General features: G+C 41.4%; 11 protein-coding genes. 5 read left to right on the plus strand and 6 right to left on the minus strand.

Going from position 1 to position 16,484, the window contains the following annotated elements; all coding sequences use genetic code 11:
* Window positions 1-25 precede the first annotated feature (25 nt).
* From A9970_RS00865 to A9970_RS00875, 3 genes are read left to right on the plus strand one after another with little or no spacing between them, the layout of a single operon-like run.
* The gene (locus A9970_RS00865) at window positions 26-1,798 is read left to right on the plus strand and encodes a DUF885 family protein (protein WP_220801486.1); all 1,773 of its coding nucleotides are present in this window, start codon (window positions 26-28) and stop codon (window positions 1,796-1,798) included.
* A 6-nt stretch (window positions 1,799-1,804) separates the two neighbouring features.
* Entirely contained in the window at window positions 1,805-3,229 is a 1,425-nt protein-coding gene (locus A9970_RS00870; protein WP_182980985.1) for an APC family permease, read from the plus strand.
* Entirely contained in the window at window positions 3,216-5,447 is a 2,232-nt protein-coding gene (locus A9970_RS00875) for a S9 family peptidase (RefSeq protein WP_182980986.1), read from the plus strand. Before A9970_RS00870 ends, A9970_RS00875 begins: the two co-directional genes overlap by 14 nt.
* A gap of 254 nt (window positions 5,448-5,701) precedes the next feature.
* Here A9970_RS00875 and A9970_RS00880 read toward each other — a convergent pair whose 3' ends face one another.
* From A9970_RS00880 to A9970_RS00890, 3 genes are all read right to left on the minus strand, one after another.
* Window positions 5,702-7,375, minus strand: coding sequence for a M1 family metallopeptidase (locus tag A9970_RS00880; protein WP_182980987.1), 1,674 nt, complete (start codon window positions 7,373-7,375; stop codon window positions 5,702-5,704).
* Between the two features lie 22 nt (window positions 7,376-7,397).
* On the minus strand, window positions 7,398-9,572 hold the full coding sequence (locus A9970_RS00885; protein WP_182980988.1) for a DPP IV N-terminal domain-containing protein: 2,175 nt from the start codon (window positions 9,570-9,572) through the stop codon (window positions 7,398-7,400).
* Window positions 9,573-9,654: 82 nt separating this feature from the next.
* The gene (locus tag A9970_RS00890) at window positions 9,655-11,043 is read right to left on the minus strand and encodes an aminopeptidase P family protein (RefSeq protein ID WP_182980989.1); all 1,389 of its coding nucleotides are present in this window, start codon (window positions 11,041-11,043) and stop codon (window positions 9,655-9,657) included.
* 448 nt (window positions 11,044-11,491) lie between these two features.
* Between A9970_RS00890 and A9970_RS00895 the strand changes: the two genes are divergently transcribed.
* Window positions 11,492-12,376 carry an AraC family transcriptional regulator gene (locus tag A9970_RS00895; protein ID WP_120334796.1) on the plus strand — a complete coding sequence of 295 codons (885 nt, stop codon included), beginning with the start codon at window positions 11,492-11,494 and terminating at the stop codon, window positions 12,374-12,376.
* 689 nt (window positions 12,377-13,065) lie between these two features.
* On the opposite strand, the gene fabF is transcribed toward A9970_RS00895, so the two are convergent.
* The 3 genes from fabF to A9970_RS00910 form a co-directional block, all read right to left on the minus strand.
* Window positions 13,066-14,304 carry a beta-ketoacyl-ACP synthase II gene (gene fabF, locus A9970_RS00900; RefSeq protein WP_182980990.1) on the minus strand — a complete coding sequence of 413 codons (1,239 nt, stop codon included), beginning with the start codon at window positions 14,302-14,304 and terminating at the stop codon, window positions 13,066-13,068.
* Window positions 14,305-14,365: 61 nt separating this feature from the next.
* Window positions 14,366-14,959: a TetR/AcrR family transcriptional regulator gene (locus A9970_RS00905; protein WP_088160945.1), complete on the minus strand. Its 594-nt coding sequence runs from the start codon at window positions 14,957-14,959 to the stop codon at window positions 14,366-14,368.
* 84 nt (window positions 14,960-15,043) lie between these two features.
* On the minus strand, window positions 15,044-15,628 hold the full coding sequence (locus tag A9970_RS00910) for a metalloregulator ArsR/SmtB family transcription factor (protein ID WP_220801487.1): 585 nt from the start codon (window positions 15,626-15,628) through the stop codon (window positions 15,044-15,046).
* Between the two features lie 229 nt (window positions 15,629-15,857).
* Here A9970_RS00910 and A9970_RS00915 point away from each other — a divergent pair, with 229 nt between their 5' ends.
* Window positions 15,858-16,484 carry a superoxide dismutase gene (locus tag A9970_RS00915; protein WP_182980991.1) on the plus strand — a complete coding sequence of 209 codons (627 nt, stop codon included), beginning with the start codon at window positions 15,858-15,860 and terminating at the stop codon, window positions 16,482-16,484.

Here is a 16,484-nt window from a genome sequence, read left to right on the forward strand (position 1 = left end):
TATGATATAAACCAACATCCGAATTATGAATCGTTCTTTTTCTTTTAAAGCTCCCAAAACATTGTTTTATGGACTGCTCTTTCTATTCCCGGTCTCCATGCATGCACAAAAGATGAAATTATACGACCATACAACTCCTATAGAGCCTTATATTGTACAATATGGGCATGATGTTGAGGCGATCAACTATTTTTATGGCCCTATGCCCAAAGGCTGGGGCAATCAGCGGGCTGCCGCTTCGCCCGAACAGTTGGCACGTCTTCAGCGTTTGGATAACGAATATTTGAACAAGCTGGACATGTTCCCCTATGAAGAACTCGAAACATCGGGGCAGGTAGATTTTATCTTACTGAAGCGCAAACTAAAAAGTGATCTCCTTTCATTGAAAGAAGATGAGTCGAATTACAACCGGTTATCCGTGTATTTACCTTTCGCACAGCGAATTTTTGCACTTGAAAAGGAACGCCGTAGGGGGAAGCGTCTGGCAGGAGAAGATGTCGCGAAAGAGCTGACGCTGGTCGCCGGTGAAATCGATCGGTCAATAGCTGCGCTGCAGGAAAAGACCAATATTCCTTATTCAGATGTTAACTTTCTGGTTGCCTTATTAAATTCACTGGACTTAAGGATCACCAGCACCTTCGATTTTTATAATGGATATGACCCTGAATTTACTTGGTGGGTACCCACCATATTTCAGCAAGTGAAAAGCAAGCTGTCGGATTATAAGGAGAAATTGGCTGCAAAAAGTGATTGGAAAGTGTTTGATGACGGTAGTCAAATTGCTGGTTGGCCTATTGGGGAAAAAGAGATAAACCGAAGACTCAAAGCAGAAATGATCAGTTATACCGCTGCCGATCTTTTAAAATTGGCTGATCAAGAGTTTAAATGGTGTGAGGCCGAGTTATTGAAAGCGAGCCGTGAAATGGGGTTCGGCGATGACTGGCGGGCTGCACAGGAAAAGGTTAAAAACTCCTACGTACCCATTGGAGAACAGCCGGAGCTCATCATGAGATTGTATAACGATGCGCAGCAATTTATTGAACAAAATAAACTCATGACTATTCCTGAGCTGGCAGATGAGACTTGGGGCATGATCATGATGACACCTGAACGGCAGCGGGTCAACCCCTTTTTTACAGGCGGACGGGAAATTAGCATATCCTATCCGACAAACACGATGGATCAGCAGGCGAAATTGATGAGTATGCGTGGCAATAATCCTTATTTCTCGCGTGGCACAGTCCAACATGAATTGATTCCTGGTCATCATCTGCAATATTTTATGAATAGGCGTTACAAGCCTTACCGCGAAGAGGCATTTAATACGCCATTTTGGACGGAAGGATGGACATTGTACTGGGAATTGCTGCTGTATAGCAAGGGATTTGCAAAAACTCCGGAGGAGCGAATCGGGATGTTATTTTGGCGCATGCACCGCTGTGCAAGAATAACCTTTAGTATTAAATTTCATTTAGGTGAGTGGACGCCGCAGCAATGCATCGATTATCTGGTAAACCGCGTGGGATTTGAGTCGGCTAATGCGCACGGTGAAGTAAAGAGATCGTTTGAAGGTTCCTATGATCCTTTATATCAGCTGGCCTATCTCGTAGGCGGCTTGCAATTGATGCGCATCAAAGAGGAGGTCGTAGATCAAGGGAAAATGTCATTTGCTGCATTCCACGACCGTGTGATCAAAGAAAATTATCTACCGATGGAAATGTTGAGAGCGATTATCAAGGGCGAGAGGTTAAAGCCCGATTACGAGACAAACTGGAAGTTTTATCATTTTAATAACTAGGTGTTTATGAGTGAGTCGAAACAAACTTTTCAAAAGTCTCTCGGGTTACTGGATGCCACTATGCTGGTGGTTGGAAGTATGATCGGTTCTGGGATTTTTATTGTATCTGCGGATATTGCGCGCAACACGGGGTCTGCAGGCTGGATGATGGTGGTATGGCTGATTTGTGGTTTTATGACATTGACTGCAGCGTTGAGTTATGGAGAATTGAGTGCGATGTTTCCAAAGGCAGGAGGACAATACATCTACCTTCGGGAGGCGTATGGACCGGTATTGAGTTTTGTATTTGGCTGGACATTTTTTGCCGTTATACAAACTGCGACTATAGCGGCTGTGGGGGTAGCTTTTGCGAAATTTACAGCCTATCTCTTCCCTTTTATGGATGAAGATGTTTATTTGCTCGAATGGTCAGATTATCGGGTATCAGCAGCGCAACTGCTGGCAATTGCCGTCATTATTGTATTAACCTATATTAATTCAAGAGGCGTAAATAGCGGAAAGCGCGTACAGACATCCATCACATTGATCAAGATTGGGAGCCTGCTGCTCTTGTTGCTCTTTGGCTTCCTTGCTTTGAAACATGAAGTTTGGACTTGGAACTGGGACAATATATCTCTTTGGTCAATGCGCCGTTTAAATACGGATGGAACGTATGCACCTTATGATGGATTTTCAGCAATGGGCGCTTTTTCTGCGGCTATGGTCGGTGCGCTCTTCAGCAGCGATTCCTGGCACTCATCTTCCGCTGTAGCTGGCGAAATTAAAAATCCACAACGTAATATCGGCTTGAGTCTTGCATTAGGGACTTTACTGGTTACCGTAATCTATCTCCTGACTAATTTGATGTACACCGGCATATTGCCTTTGGAAGCTATGGTCAATGCACCAAAAGATCGTGTAGCCATGAGTGTAGCACAAGAAGTTTTTGGCCCATTTGGGATAACTATTATAGCGATTATGATCATGATCAGCACCTTTGGCTGTAATAATGGGATTATCCTGGCAGGAGCGAGGGTGTATTATTCTATGGCCAAAGACGGTTTGTTTTTTAAAAGGGCAGGTAAGCTCAATGCGCATGCGGTACCTGGCTGGGCACTCTGGATACAATGTGTCGCTGCGTCAATATGGTGTTTAAGCGGAAAATATGGTGATTTATTGGACATGATTACCTGTGTGGTCGTCATATTTTATGTACTCGCGATTGCGGGTATTATTCGTCTCCGTATCACACGTCCAGATTTGAACAGACCCTATAAAGCATTTGGCTATCCTTTTCTTCCCATTCTTTATATTCTGATGGGACTTGCCTTTATTGGGCTTATGGTCATTTTCAAACCCAATTATACCTGGCCAGGCATTATCATTGCACTATTGGGTATCCCGATCTATTATTTAATCAATCCTAAGCGAAGAAAGTATGAAGTTTCTTAGTACAGCGGTTTTGTTGTTGTCTGCACAGTTTCTGTTTGGTCAAGGAACTTTGGCAGATTATACACGTGCACAAAACTTAAAAAAACAATTGACCAACAAAATTGAAAATCTGCCCGGCCAGTTTTATTGGAATGATAAGGGAGATCTCTTTTGGTATGATCGAAATACGTTGCAGGGAAAAGAGTATATTTTGGTCAATCCCCAGGCAAAAACAAAAGAACAGCTGTTTGATCTGACGAAAGTATTTTCGTTAGTGGATGAAAAACTGGGGCGGAAAATCGAAAGTCGTGTTATTTCCAATGATCAGATAAAATTGCTGGACCAGGATCAAGTGTCGCTCGATATCGCGGGTTATCTATGGATCTGGAACCGCCGTTCCTCGCAATTGAGCCAGGGTGCTGCAAGTGGAAGTAAAGAACGAAATATGCGATATTGGGGGCAGCGTGAACAGGGAAATGCCTATAGGGAAGTTGAGTCTCCAGATAAAAAACATGTGGCATTTATCCGCAATAATAATGTATTCCTGGCAATAAAGGGAAATACAAACGATGCGCGACAAATTACCTTTGATGGCAACACGGCAAATTATTACAGCAATGACATTCAATGGGCACCAGATAGTCGTAAGCTGGCTACAGTAAAAACTCAAAAAATAGAGATCAGGCAACTGACGCTTATTGAATCTTCTCCGAAAGATCAGCTGCAGCCTAAAATTCAGACACGCGATTACGTGAAGCCCGGAGATGAGCTTGCGCAAAAACTACCCATTTTATATGATCTTGAAAAAGACCGACTGTCGGTGTTTGATGCTGCACTCATACCAAATCAATTTTACCTTTCGGATCTTTCCTGGCGCGATGACAGCAGAGCATTTACCTTCGAGTATAACAAACGGGGGCATCAAGTCTATGGCGTCATGCAGATGGATGCAAATAGCGGCACCTCGAGTTTTCTGATTCAAGAGCAGAATAAGACCTTTATTGATTATAGCGGCAAGAAATACCGTGAGGATCTGGCCGATGGAAAGGAGATTGTATGGACCTCTGAACGTGATGGTTGGAACCACCTGTACCTCTATGATGGAATTACTGGAAAAATAAAGAACCAGATAACGAAAGGAAACTGGGTTGTTCGGAAAGTTGTGCATGTTGATGCTGAAAAACGAACGGTTATTTTCGAAGGCAGCGGAGTGAATGCCGCAGAAGATCCCTATTTGGTCCACTATTACGCTATCGGTTTAGACGGAAAGGGCTTAAAACTGCTGACCGAAGAAAATGCAAATCATCAAGCTTTTTTCAATAAAGACTATTCGCAGTTTGTGGATACGTATTCCCGGGTCGATCAGCCGCCAATTTCAGTATTGCGCGACAAAAATGGCCGTCTTATCATGGAGCTGGAGAAAACAAACAGTAGTCTGCTCGAAGCTGCAGGATGGCGTGCACCGGAGGTTTTTAAAGCTAAGGGACGTGATGGCGCAACGGATATCTGGGGGATTATTATTCGGCCGACGAATTTTGATCCTGCTAAAAGCTATCCTGTCATCGAATACATTTATGCGGGACCGCATAGTTCTTTCGTACCCAAATCATTTTATAGCAACCCGAGCGGGATGTACGAACTCGCCGAATTGGGCTTTATTGTGGTACAGATCGACGGCATGGGGACCTCAAATCGTTCAAAGGCTTTCCATGATGTCTGTTGGAAAAATCTGAAAGATGCGGGCTTTCCGGATCGAATTGCCTGGATGCAGGCCGCGTCAAAACAATATAAATACATGGATACCAGCAGGGTAGGGATCTATGGCACATCTGCCGGAGGCCAAAGTTCAACCGGCGCGCTGTTATTCCATCCCGAGTTTTACAAAGTTGGCGTTTCCTCCTGTGGCTGTCACGATAACCGAATGGATAAAATATGGTGGAACGAGCAATGGATGGGCTGGCCTGTAGGTCCTGAATATGCGGCTAGCTCCAATATTGAAAATGCTGCTAAGCTGAAAGGAAATCTTTTGCTGATTGTTGGAGAACTTGATGATAATGTGGATCCTTCATCCACTTTCCAATTGGTTGATGCTTTGATCAAAGCGCGTAAGAATCATGATTTTATCATGGTTCCTGGAATGGGGCATTCTTCCGGGGGAGATTATGGTGAACGAAAAAGAAGGGACTATTTTGTAAAACATCTTCTTGGCGTAGATCCGCCTGCCTGGAATCAGTATTGATCTTTCATCAGGACAATAATCCGCTAATGCAGGCCTATTTCCTGTTTTTTCTGAAAGTGTCTGGATCTTATTGGCCAGAAAGGACCTTCGGTATGCTTTTTATTGCTGTTGGTGTCTGCGAAGTCATGAAGGTTTTATTTCAATTGGGAATAGGTACAAAGCGATGAGAGTGGTTCAAAAACACAGCGCCCCGGAAAGTAGCTAACTTTCTGGGGCGCTGTGTTTATTTCATGTTGGTAACGTTGAAGCTGTTTTTATTCGACCAATACGCCGACATAATAGTTAAACGTATCAATATCGATATTCTCTTTCGTTAAACCAGCCACTTTAATCGGTCTGAAACGTTGGTCCAACTGGATAAGTTCTCTTTTTTGACCTTTTACGCCAATATGTATGGGCATATGGAAGCCTTTGACTTCGCTGATCCAGCGGCCCAATATTCTGCCTGAAGGATCTTGTTTGATTTCCAGTGTAGGAATGGCAGTATGCTTTACATACTGTTCAAATACTTTTAACAGGTCTAGACCGGACTGCTGGCTTACGTAGTTGACAATATCAGTATAATCGACTTGTTGGTGATAAAACTTGCTGTTTAATCCCCGGAGAATATTCCGCCACTTTTCATCATTGTCGATCATCGTACGGATCATGTTAAGCATAACACCGCCTTTGGGATACATATCCCCAGATCCTTCTTTATTTACGTGGTAGGGGCCTTGGATAGGGCTATCATTTTGGATCCCGCTCCGGATACCATGGGCGTAAGCCTGGCTGGCTTCCTTACCATAGAAATAGTCGATAAATAAGCCTTCGGAATAATTAGTGAAGCTTTCGTGAATCCACATATCGGCCAGATCAGCTGAAGTAATATTGTTGCCAAACCATTCATGACCAGATTCGTGGACCACAATAAAATCCCATTTATGTCCCCAGCCGGTTCCCGACGCATCCCCGCCGCGATAGCCATTCTGGTAATGGTTACCGTAGGCGATGGCACTCTGGTGTTCCATGCCGGTATGGTAGGTTTCAACAAGTTTATAGCCATCTTCATAGAAGGGATATGGACCAAACCAATGTTCAAAGGCTTCTAAGGTCTGGTTGGCGTTTTTTTGAAGATGGGCTTTTTTTTCTGCCGTATCGTTTTCGCGCAAAATATAATAGTCTATATCCAATGGTCCTTTTTCACCTTTGTATTTTTCCTTAAAATGAACGTAGTCGCCGATGTTGATGGCGACATTGTAGTTGTTGATTGGATTGGCAACTTTCCAGTGGTATTTGGTGTAACCATCCTTCATCTTTTCTACCTTGACCAAACGTCCATTGGATACATTCATCACCTCTTTTGGGACAGCGATGGAAATCAGCATACTATCCACTTCATCGGATTGATGGTCTTTGTTTGGCCACCAGACACTCGCGCCCATACCCTGGCAGGCCGTGGCCACCCATGGCTTTCCATTGCTATCTTTTTTCCAGTCAAAGCCGCCGTCCCAGGGAGCTTTGACCGCTTCTGTAGGATGGCCTTCGTAATATACCGTAAACTCTTCCTGTATTCCTTTCTTGATAGTAGCAGGAAATTCGACAAAGACAGCATTGTGTTCTCTGGTAAAGGAAAGTTCTTTCCCCTTATATACGATTTTGTCTACGTTGAGATTTGCAAAAAGATCAAATTGCAGGCGATTAAAATCAGTTGTAGCCTTGAAACGGAAAAGGTTTGAACCCGAAATAAACTTATTGTCTATATCTACCTTAACATCCAAATGATAGTATTGGATATCGTAGCAGGTTCGCAGCGGTGACAGATATCCGCGCAGTGAATCCGCTCTTGTGAATTCATTTTTTTCTTTCATCAGCTGCGCTGCTGATTGCTGTATACCTGCGGTCAGTAGACCACAGGTTCCCAATGCATATAATAGTATTCTTTTCATCTGTAAATGATAACTATTCGGTCTATCTTCCACCCGGAGGGCAATGTAATTTTAGATAGTTTGTAAATAATGTTTTTAAATGCTCATGTGTACCTTGTCCCTCGCTGATCGAATGGCTGCGGTTGGGGTAAGACATCAACTGGAACTGCACGTTATTTTTGATCAGTTCATTGATCAGGACTTCTGCATTTTGATAATGCACATTGTCGTCTCCGGTTCCATGGATATAGAGTAAATTACCTTTGATGTTTTTTGCATATTTCAGGGGAGAGCCGTTTTCAAAGTCTGCAAGATTTTCTTGGGGGAGGCCCATGTAGCGTTCTTGGTATACGTTGTCGTAAAGTAACTGATTTGCTACAGCTGCAATAGCAATACCCGTTTTATAGATTTGAGGATATTGTCCCAGTAGGTTAAGCGTGCTTGATCCGCCACCGCTCCAGCCCCAGACGGCCACACGTGAACTGTCGACAAAAGGCCATTTCAGGATTTCTTGTGTTGCCGAAGCCTGGTCGCGAATATTGAGCTGTCCGATATTGCGGTAGATGCTTTTTCGCCACAAGCTGCCTTTAGGAGCAGGGGTTCCGCGATTATCCAAAGAAATATAAATGTAGCCATCCTGCGCCATATTTCCTTTATATAAACTGTTATAACCTGCACCAAAATTGTCTAATACAGTTTGTGATGCTGGTTCGCCGTAGACCATAAAGACGACAGGATACTTTTTATTGGGATCGAAATCAAGTGGTTTTACCATCCAGCCGTCTAACTCAATACCGTCCGTTGTTTTAACTTTAAAAAACTCGGCAATACCATCGCTGACTTTTTTTTCACGTTTAAAATCAAAGTCTACGAGTATTTTGTGTGTCGGTAACTCAATAACGGCATTGTGTTTTAAGGTTGCGCGGTTGCTAAAGCTGAAGATGGCAATTTTACCGTCTTTTGAAATATCATAATCGCAGGTGCCTTCGTATGAGGCCGGGGTCAGTCTTTTTGGAACTCCGCCTTTCGTTGATACACTATACAGATACTTCTGCGTTGCATTGCTTGGAGAGGCTGTAAAATAAATCATTTCATTTTTCGGATCGAAAAAGTCAAGATTGATCATATCATAGTCCGCTTTCATAACCAGCTTCTCGTTGCCCGATAAATCAATCTGATAGATTTTGCGCCAGCCGTCCTTTTCCGAGACCCAGATGAAGGCCTTGCCACCTTGAACCCAGTCCCATCCCGAAGGATCATTGTTATTCCATCGTGCTTTGATATCAATCCACGAGTCGCTTTGCTCCTGATGTATATTTTGCGCTTTATTATCGGAGAGAGCGACGGTATAGATTTTGCTCTCATTTTGTTTTCTGTTGAGCTGCTCTAGAATAACCTGCTTGCTATCAAGACACCATTCCATGCGGGGAATATAGTGCTGGTTGGGATCTCCCGGGATATTCAGCATGGTATTTTTTCCAGTGGCAATTTCATAGGTCCATATCGAACAGGCACTCGGCGATTGTCCAACTTTAGGATACTCCACGGGAATAGTATAGGAGTAGAGGCTATCCGTATTGTTGATCATCAGAAAATTACGGATGTTGCGGGCATCAAGCTTCCAATAAGCAATGGAAGCACCGTCCGGCGACCAGCGGAAACCATCTTTACAGCCAAATTCTTCCTCGTATACCCAGTCGAAAGTACCATTGATTAAACGGTCTGTTCCATCTTTGGTAACGGAAACGATGCTGCCATTAGCGAGATCTTCCACGTAAACATTATGGTCGGCTTTATTAACGTAGGCGACTTTATCTGCTTGTGGGTTAAATTTCGCAAACATCAGTTGTGAGGCCGGGAATTTTTGGCCTAGTTGCTGCAACTGATTGGTCTTCTTGTTGTAAACCCAATAATCGCCTCTTGTATTCTCGCGCCAAACTCTTTTACTATTGGTATAGATCAATATAAGCTCCTTGTTTTTGGAAATGGAAAAATTTTCGACTTTCAAGGCTGCTGTTGCGCCTTTCGGGATAAGCGATTGCTGTGAAAGGAAGATGGAGCGCACCCCATTTTTTGGGTTGACCATTTCTATTCCTTTGTCGGAAAATTCATAATACTGATCACCATGATCTGTCCAGAGTCGCTGCGCAAAAAGGGAAGCTGGAACCTGAAAAATCAGTATTAGAATAATAAAGATCGACTGTTTAATGCTGTTCATTTGTTTATCTGTTTGAGTTGACCCCAAAAGAATTTAAGTTTACTTTTTGGGTTTATCATTATGTTAGTTGTTCGTTAATTAATCAATCAATTGGATTGTCTTTTAGCTGATATATCTCCTGGATTTCACGTTCAAGGTATTTTCCTAAACGACGGTATCCATCTGTTTCAATAAGATAATTATCTTCAATACGGACCCCGCCGAAATCGAGATGTTTTTTTAAGAAATCATAATTGATAAAGTCCTTGTGTAAATTTTGCTGTTCCCAAAGCTGCGTTAATTCCGGGATAATATAGATGCCGGGTTCAACGGTTAGCACATTGCCAGCCTCCAATTTCTTACCTAGCCGCAGCGATTTGATTCCAAAAGTCTTGGTATCTTTTGGCTCAGCTTCGGTATAGCCTACATATTGTTCACCAAGATCCTCCATATCATGCACATCAAGACCGAGCATATGGCCTAGTCCACATTGAAAGAAAAGCGCATGCGCGTGATTCATGACCGCATCTTGTGCGTTGCCTTTCATGAAGCCGGTTTGTATAAGTCCGTCTACAAGCGCCTCACAGGCTTTTAAATGTATTTCTTTAAAACGTATTCCGGATGTCAGCAGCTTCTCTGCAGATTTAAACGCATGTAAGACAATCTGGTAAATTTCCTCTTGTAAAGCCGTAAAACGTTTTCCTACGGGAAAGGTTCTGGTCAGGTCCGAAGCATAGCCCATGGCCGTTTCTACGCCCGAATCATTGAGCAGGAGATCACCTTCATAAAGCTGGTGAAATTGCATATGATTGTGCAGAATTTCACCCCGTTTTGTGACTATCGGAGGATAGGAGAAGGACGTTCCCTGATCTTGCGCAAAATGTTGCATGGCATTGCTGATCTGATATTCGTAACGATCAGGTTTTGTCATTCGCATAGCAATGCGGTGCATATCAACAGCAATATCTACGGCTTTCTCTAATTCGATAATTTCTTCTGCCGTTTTGATACTTCTCTGGGCAACGACAGCTTTAATCAAAACCACAGAGGGCTGGAGCTGATTTGCGGAACGGCCGGTTAGCTGCTCAAGTAATAACTTATTATGTGACTGATAAGGAGGAAGGTAGTGAATATCTTCCTGTTTTCCTTTGTTAAGGTAGTCAAAGAGTTGATTGAAAGGTAGGATTTTGCTGATACCCGAAAGGTCAGCCTTTTCAGCTAAAGTCTGCTGTTGGCCCATCCACACAATATCGTCAATGGTCATTTCATCACCAAATAGTATGGTCTCGTTTTTTTCAGTGTCCAGTACAGCCGCTAAACGTGGACTTTTGATACCGATATAATATAAAAAGCTGCTGTCTTGGCGAAATGGATAGGTATTGTGCTCAAAATTGATCGGATTTTCAATGCTGCCTAGCAAAAGAATTTTGCCAGTTGTGATCTTTGATAATAGATTATTTCGGCGATTAAGATATATTTCTTTTTTGAACATAAGTTTTGGGAATTATTTGAAGTTGGATTGTCTACTTAGGTGCCTATTGTCTAATACGAATATCGTAAAATTTATGTGCTTCAAAATGATTATTTAAAAGGTCTCTCTTTAATGTGTAGTGTTTGTTCTTGTTACAAATGATATGCTTTTCGTTTTTACACTAATAAGAATCAAAAACGAAATTTAATAAAGTTCAATCTTTCTATTGAATAATAATTATCACAATTTATCAAAGTCTAATTGTATTTTAACCCATTTTTTCACTATAAATGGATTTTTATTGTGAATTCTCAGTTTTGTGTGGAGTATTATTAAAGGATTATTAAATATTGTCGAATTCTAAACATATTTTAGTATAGTATTTTTATGTTTTATTTGGAAGTAGTGTTGTTGCTTTGGAGTTGTTATATTTATGTTAACTAAGCAGTAACATAAACTAAACAAACCTATGAAAACGCTCCAATTTAATGTGCCGACCATGCGAGGACAAAGTCTGACAATACAAGAAGATGTTTTAGAAACTTTTTATCCTCATTTTCATCGACATCAAGAAGCTCAATTAATGTGGATAAAAAAAGGTAAGGGAGTTTTGATTGTGGAAGATACCTTACATCCTTTTAAAGAAAATGATATTTTCTTTTTGGGGGCGAATCAACCACATGTATTTAAGTCAGCCTCCCAGGACGGGTTTTCAAATGAATCTCGCTCTGTTTCCATTTTTTTCGACCCAAATGGAAAGCTTAAATCCCTATTTTCTCTGGAGGAATTTGAATCGCTGAATCAGTTTATTTATAATAACGCAAGGGGGTTTAAGGTGCCCGATTCATATTTTTCCCAAATAGCAGAACGGGTTTGTTTATTAAAATCTGCGGACCAAATGGACAAATTGATGCATTTTTTCTATCTATTGCGATCTTTGGCAAATATATCCCGCGAAACAGAGGCACTCTGTAATGAGAGAGTAGAGGTGATTTTTGATGGAATTCATGCTTCAAATCGCATTAATATTATCTGTAACTATATCCGGGAACATTATCGGGATGAACTTACCTTGGAAGATGTTGCTGACCATGCGAATCTTACGCCACAGGCATTTTGTCGATATTTTAAAAAGCATTGCGGCGTTACCTTTGTCACCTACCTCAATAGAATAAGAGTCAAGGAGGTTTGTAACCAGTTAAATGAGGATCACTTGGATAGCGTTTCTTTTATTGCCTACAACTGTGGGTTTAATAGCATCACTAATTTTAATCGGGTTTTTAAACAAATTGTAGGCTGCAACCCGAAAGAGTACGTGCAGCAGTATAAACAAACACTTTACTCTGTTATTTAGCATAGGATTCCCGCTGTGAACTGCGGAATTCCTTTCCGGACTCTATCCCAGATTTCGTGAATATGTTGGCTACTTGGTCGATGTAACAAAAAGGTCGCTCTCAATTCAAAATTAAGAGCGGCTTTCCGATTGTATCTTCTTAAAGCTGTTCTTTTGAGCTGCTTTACGACTCCAGTACAGATGAGACAGACATTAAGCACGGATATAATACTAAAGGCGTAGTAAGGGTAAGTGCTATATCCGTGCTTTAAACACGTTTTATGTTTCTCTGAAAACGGTATAAAATGGCCGGTTTTAACTAAGTTGAACGATTTGTTTTGTTTAACTTTTGGGAAATAATCTATTTAATTTGCACTGCCTCGAACATAAGATCAAATACTTCTTTCACACAACGTATACTACACCTAAAAATAACGAATTGAATAATATCTCGTTGGAGCGATCCATTGGGTGTAGGATGGGAATGATCTATAGAAAAGATGTTTACGTAAGCGGCGGAACTGATTTGGATACTGATAATTGAACAAGGGGATTGGTATGTTGGTTCCTGTCAATTGGAATAATGAAGCAAAAAAAAGGTTTTCAAACGGGGAGAATGAAAACCTTAAATAACCAATTATAAACCTAAATTATGATACAACAAAGATAGTGTGTTTATTACACTTTGTCAAGAGTTATTTCAAAAAAAATTAAATCTTTTTGAAAACGATACTCGAATTGTGCCCTCCAAAGCCAAAGGCATTGCTCATTGCGGTTTGAACAGTTTTTTCTAATGGCTGATTGATGACAATGTGAATTCCCTCGGGAATATCGGGATCGATATTTTCAATATTAATTGTTGCTGGAATTACATTATTGTTAATGGATTTTATGGCAATGATTGCTTCGATAGCGCCGGCTGCCCCAAGTAAATGTCCTGTCATTGATTTGGTAGAACTGACCCATAGATTATTTAGATTTCCAAAAGCTCGTTGTACGGCTTTAAGTTCGGCAATATCTCCAACTGGCGTTGAAGTCGCGTGAAGATTTAAATAGTCGAGCTCGCTGGTATTAATTTTAGCCTCCTCCAAAGCCAGAGACATGGCTTTTGCTGCCGCTATCCCTTCGGGATGGGGTGAGGTCATATGGTAAGCGTCTGCGGTCATCGAAGCTCCGACAAGCTCTGCGTAAATTTTTGCACCTCTTTGCTTGGCATGTTCGTATTCTTCCAAGATGAGTGCTCCGGCTCCCTCACCCATAACAAAACCATCACGATCCCGATCAAAGGGTCTGCTTGCTGTCTGTGGGCTATCATGTCGGCTCGACATGGCTTTCATGGCAGAAAAACCGCCAACTGAAGCCGGGGTAATGGGGGCTTCGGAACCGCCGCTTATAAAGACTTTGGCTTTGCCGAGCCTAATGTAATTAAAAGCATCCATAAAGGCCGTATTGGATGTGGCGCAAGCCGATACGGTAGTGTAATTGATTCCTTTTAAGCCATACTTCATTGAAATCATGCCTGAAGCCATATTGACGATAAGTCTAGGAACAAAGAAAGGGCTGAATCGTGGTTTGTAATCTCCTGTCACGTAGCCTTCTACTTCTTTTTCGAAAGTTTCCATGCCGCCCTGACCAACACCCCAGATGACACCGATATCAAATGGATCTATGGCATCGAGATCTAGTCCCGAATCTTCCATTGCCTGCGCTGCACTGTATAGAGCATATTGCGTAAAGAGATCACTCCGTTTAATCTCATTTCTATCTAAGTATTTTTCAGGTTGAAAGTGTTTAATTTCGCTTGCAATCTGTGTTCGAAACAACGAAGCATCAAAACGGCTAATAAGCGTTGTGTGGTTTTCGCCCCGCAAAATGTTATCCCAGAATATGTCTATGTTTTCTCCCAGCGGGTTAATTGTTCCCATGCCAGTTATTACAACTCTTTTCATCTCTTTTTATTTTAATATAAACTTATAAATATACCAATTGGTATTTGTTTCTGTAAAAAAATTAAGCCTTAATCTCCCGATCCACCATTTCCTTCATTTTATCCAATACAATGGCAAGATCTTTTCCTCGTCCGGAAATCTTGGAAAGCAAGATTCCGCCTTCGACCATCGCCATAAAGGTGATGGCATAATTTTCAGCAGAAATATGCTGTTTAAATTCACCGCTGGCAACTCCTTCTTCAAGAATTAGAATTAGCCGCTGTCTCCAAAGGTCAAAGGAACGTCTGACTTTGGGGGTTAAAAAAGATAGCGAATCATCGGCCTCCACGGCTGCATTCATCATGGGACAGCCTCCTGAAGCTGCGATATTTTTGAAATTGTCCTTGTAGAAATCTAGAAAAGACAAAAGCTTCTTTAGCGATGTTTTTTGCTGTGTAATCTGCTGATTAACAGCTTCTGAAATTTTTCTACTCTGATAGGTATAGACATGGGTAGCCAGGTCATCCTTGTCCTTGAAATTACCGTAGATACTTCCTTTTGTTAAACCTGTCGCTGTCGTAATGTCCGAGAGTGAAGTTGCAAAGTAGCCTTTTTTATTAAAGATGGGCGCAGTCTTTTCAATGATATATTGTCGTGTCTGTTCTGCTTTTGACATGTAATTCCTGTTCTTTTAATGCAAATATAAAAAATACTTTTTGGTATATTAATAATTTGTGCAGGAATGCCTTAGAAATTGGTTTTATTTCGCCTTTGAAATACGATAGGTACAGCGGGGGGCATTTTCGATGATGTATTCTGTTCTGCAGATACGATATGCTGGACCGATGAGTTGCTGAAAATTATTCAGTTCTGAACGGCAGAATCCCTGACATTCGGTTGCAGCTGCACATATGGGACAATGATTTTCAATGAGCAGATAATCGTCAGCCTCTTTTTTCCATTCTGCCATATAACCTTCCGCCGTTCTTTTTGCGGCAATAACTTCAAGTTTTTTTTCGATGGATTCAATATCCGATAGCGCGTCAGTATATTTTTGATATACTTTAGACTCCCGATCACTGATAAGTAGATCCAAAGCATTCTCGCCAAGCACTTGTTTAATCGACTGCAACAGTTGTACTGTAATGTCGGCGTGACTATCTGGAAATCTTGCCATGCCCTGCGGTGACAGACTGTAATAAGTCGAGGGGCGGCCAATACCTTCACTCCGGGCATTGGAGACAATCAGGTTTTGATTCGCCAGGTTCAATAAATGTTTACGGGCCCCTTCTTTTGTTATAGCCAACTCTGTTGCAATCAAAGCTGCAGTGGCTTCTCGGCGCATTTTTAATAACATTAATATTCGATCAGCTGGATTTTTCTGCATTTGACAATAAAAAAGTTGTTTTATATAACATCAGCAAAGATAGTGTTTTTATTTTTTGTTCTAAAATGTGTTTAAAACACAGGTTTATTCTTTTTAATTTATTTTTATGACTTTAATAAAACAACTGTTTAGTTGTTTTATTAAATTTGATTCTCTAGTTTTGACTTATCATAAAAACACTAAAACTATGCACAAATTTCAATTACCCCAGTTAGGATATGCCTATGCGGCGCTTGAACCATATTTTGATCGCGAGACCATGACGATTCATCATCAAAAGCATCATCAAGCTTATGTTGACAATCTAAATAAGGCATTGGAAGGAACAGCAAGCGAAGCTGACAATCTATTGGATATATTAACAAGCGTAAGTAAATATAGCTCAGCAGTCCGCAATAACGGCGGTGGTCACTTTAACCATACGCTATTTTGGGAAATTTTATCGCCCAATCCAAAAACGGTACCCACAGGGAAGTTAGCCGATGAGATAAACGCTGCCTTTGGTTCTTTGGAAGAGCTCAAAGCCCAGATCAAAAATGCTGGACTAGGGCAGTTTGGTTCGGGCTGGTCTTGGCTGTATGTAAAACATTCTGGCGCCTTAGCTATCGTAGCTACTCCCAATCAGGATAATCCGCTGATGGATACACAATCGATCGGCAGAGGTTTCCCTATTTTGGGGGTCGATGTTTGGGAGCATGCGTATTATTTGAAATATCAAAATAAAAGAGCCGATTATTTGGATGCATTTTGGTCGCTTTTGGATTGGTCTGTTGTTGAACAAAAATACGATACTGTGATTGCAGGCTTGGTTTGA

This window comes from Sphingobacterium sp. UME9 (assembly GCF_014170215.1).
Taxonomy (GTDB): Bacteria; Bacteroidota; Bacteroidia; order Sphingobacteriales; family Sphingobacteriaceae; genus Sphingobacterium; species Sphingobacterium paramultivorum.

Bases quoted from the DNA above. Each gene is read 5' to 3' on its own strand.
- A9970_RS00915 (WP_182980991.1), top strand. From the start codon at position 15,858: ATGCACAAATTTCAATTACCCCAGTTAGGATATGCCTATGCGGCGCTT.
- A9970_RS00880 (WP_182980987.1), bottom strand. From the start codon at position 7,375: ATGAAAAGAATACTATTATATGCATTGGGAACCTGTGGTCTACTGACC.
- A9970_RS00910 (WP_220801487.1), bottom strand. From the start codon at position 15,628: ATGCGCCGAGAAGCCACTGCAGCTTTGATTGCAACAGAGTTGGCTATA.
- A9970_RS00885 (WP_182980988.1), bottom strand. From the start codon at position 9,572: ATGAACAGCATTAAACAGTCGATCTTTATTATTCTAATACTGATTTTT.
- A9970_RS00875 (WP_182980986.1), top strand. From the start codon at position 3,216: ATGAAGTTTCTTAGTACAGCGGTTTTGTTGTTGTCTGCACAGTTTCTG.
- A9970_RS00905 (WP_088160945.1), bottom strand. From the start codon at position 14,959: ATGTCAAAAGCAGAACAGACACGACAATATATCATTGAAAAGACTGCG.
- A9970_RS00895 (WP_120334796.1), top strand. From the start codon at position 11,492: ATGAAAACGCTCCAATTTAATGTGCCGACCATGCGAGGACAAAGTCTG.
- A9970_RS00870 (WP_182980985.1), top strand. From the start codon at position 1,805: ATGAGTGAGTCGAAACAAACTTTTCAAAAGTCTCTCGGGTTACTGGAT.
- A9970_RS00890 (WP_182980989.1), bottom strand. From the start codon at position 11,043: ATGTTCAAAAAAGAAATATATCTTAATCGCCGAAATAATCTATTATCA.
- A9970_RS00865 (WP_220801486.1), top strand. From the start codon at position 26: ATGAATCGTTCTTTTTCTTTTAAAGCTCCCAAAACATTGTTTTATGGA.
- fabF (WP_182980990.1), bottom strand. From the start codon at position 14,304: ATGAAAAGAGTTGTAATAACTGGCATGGGAACAATTAACCCGCTGGGA.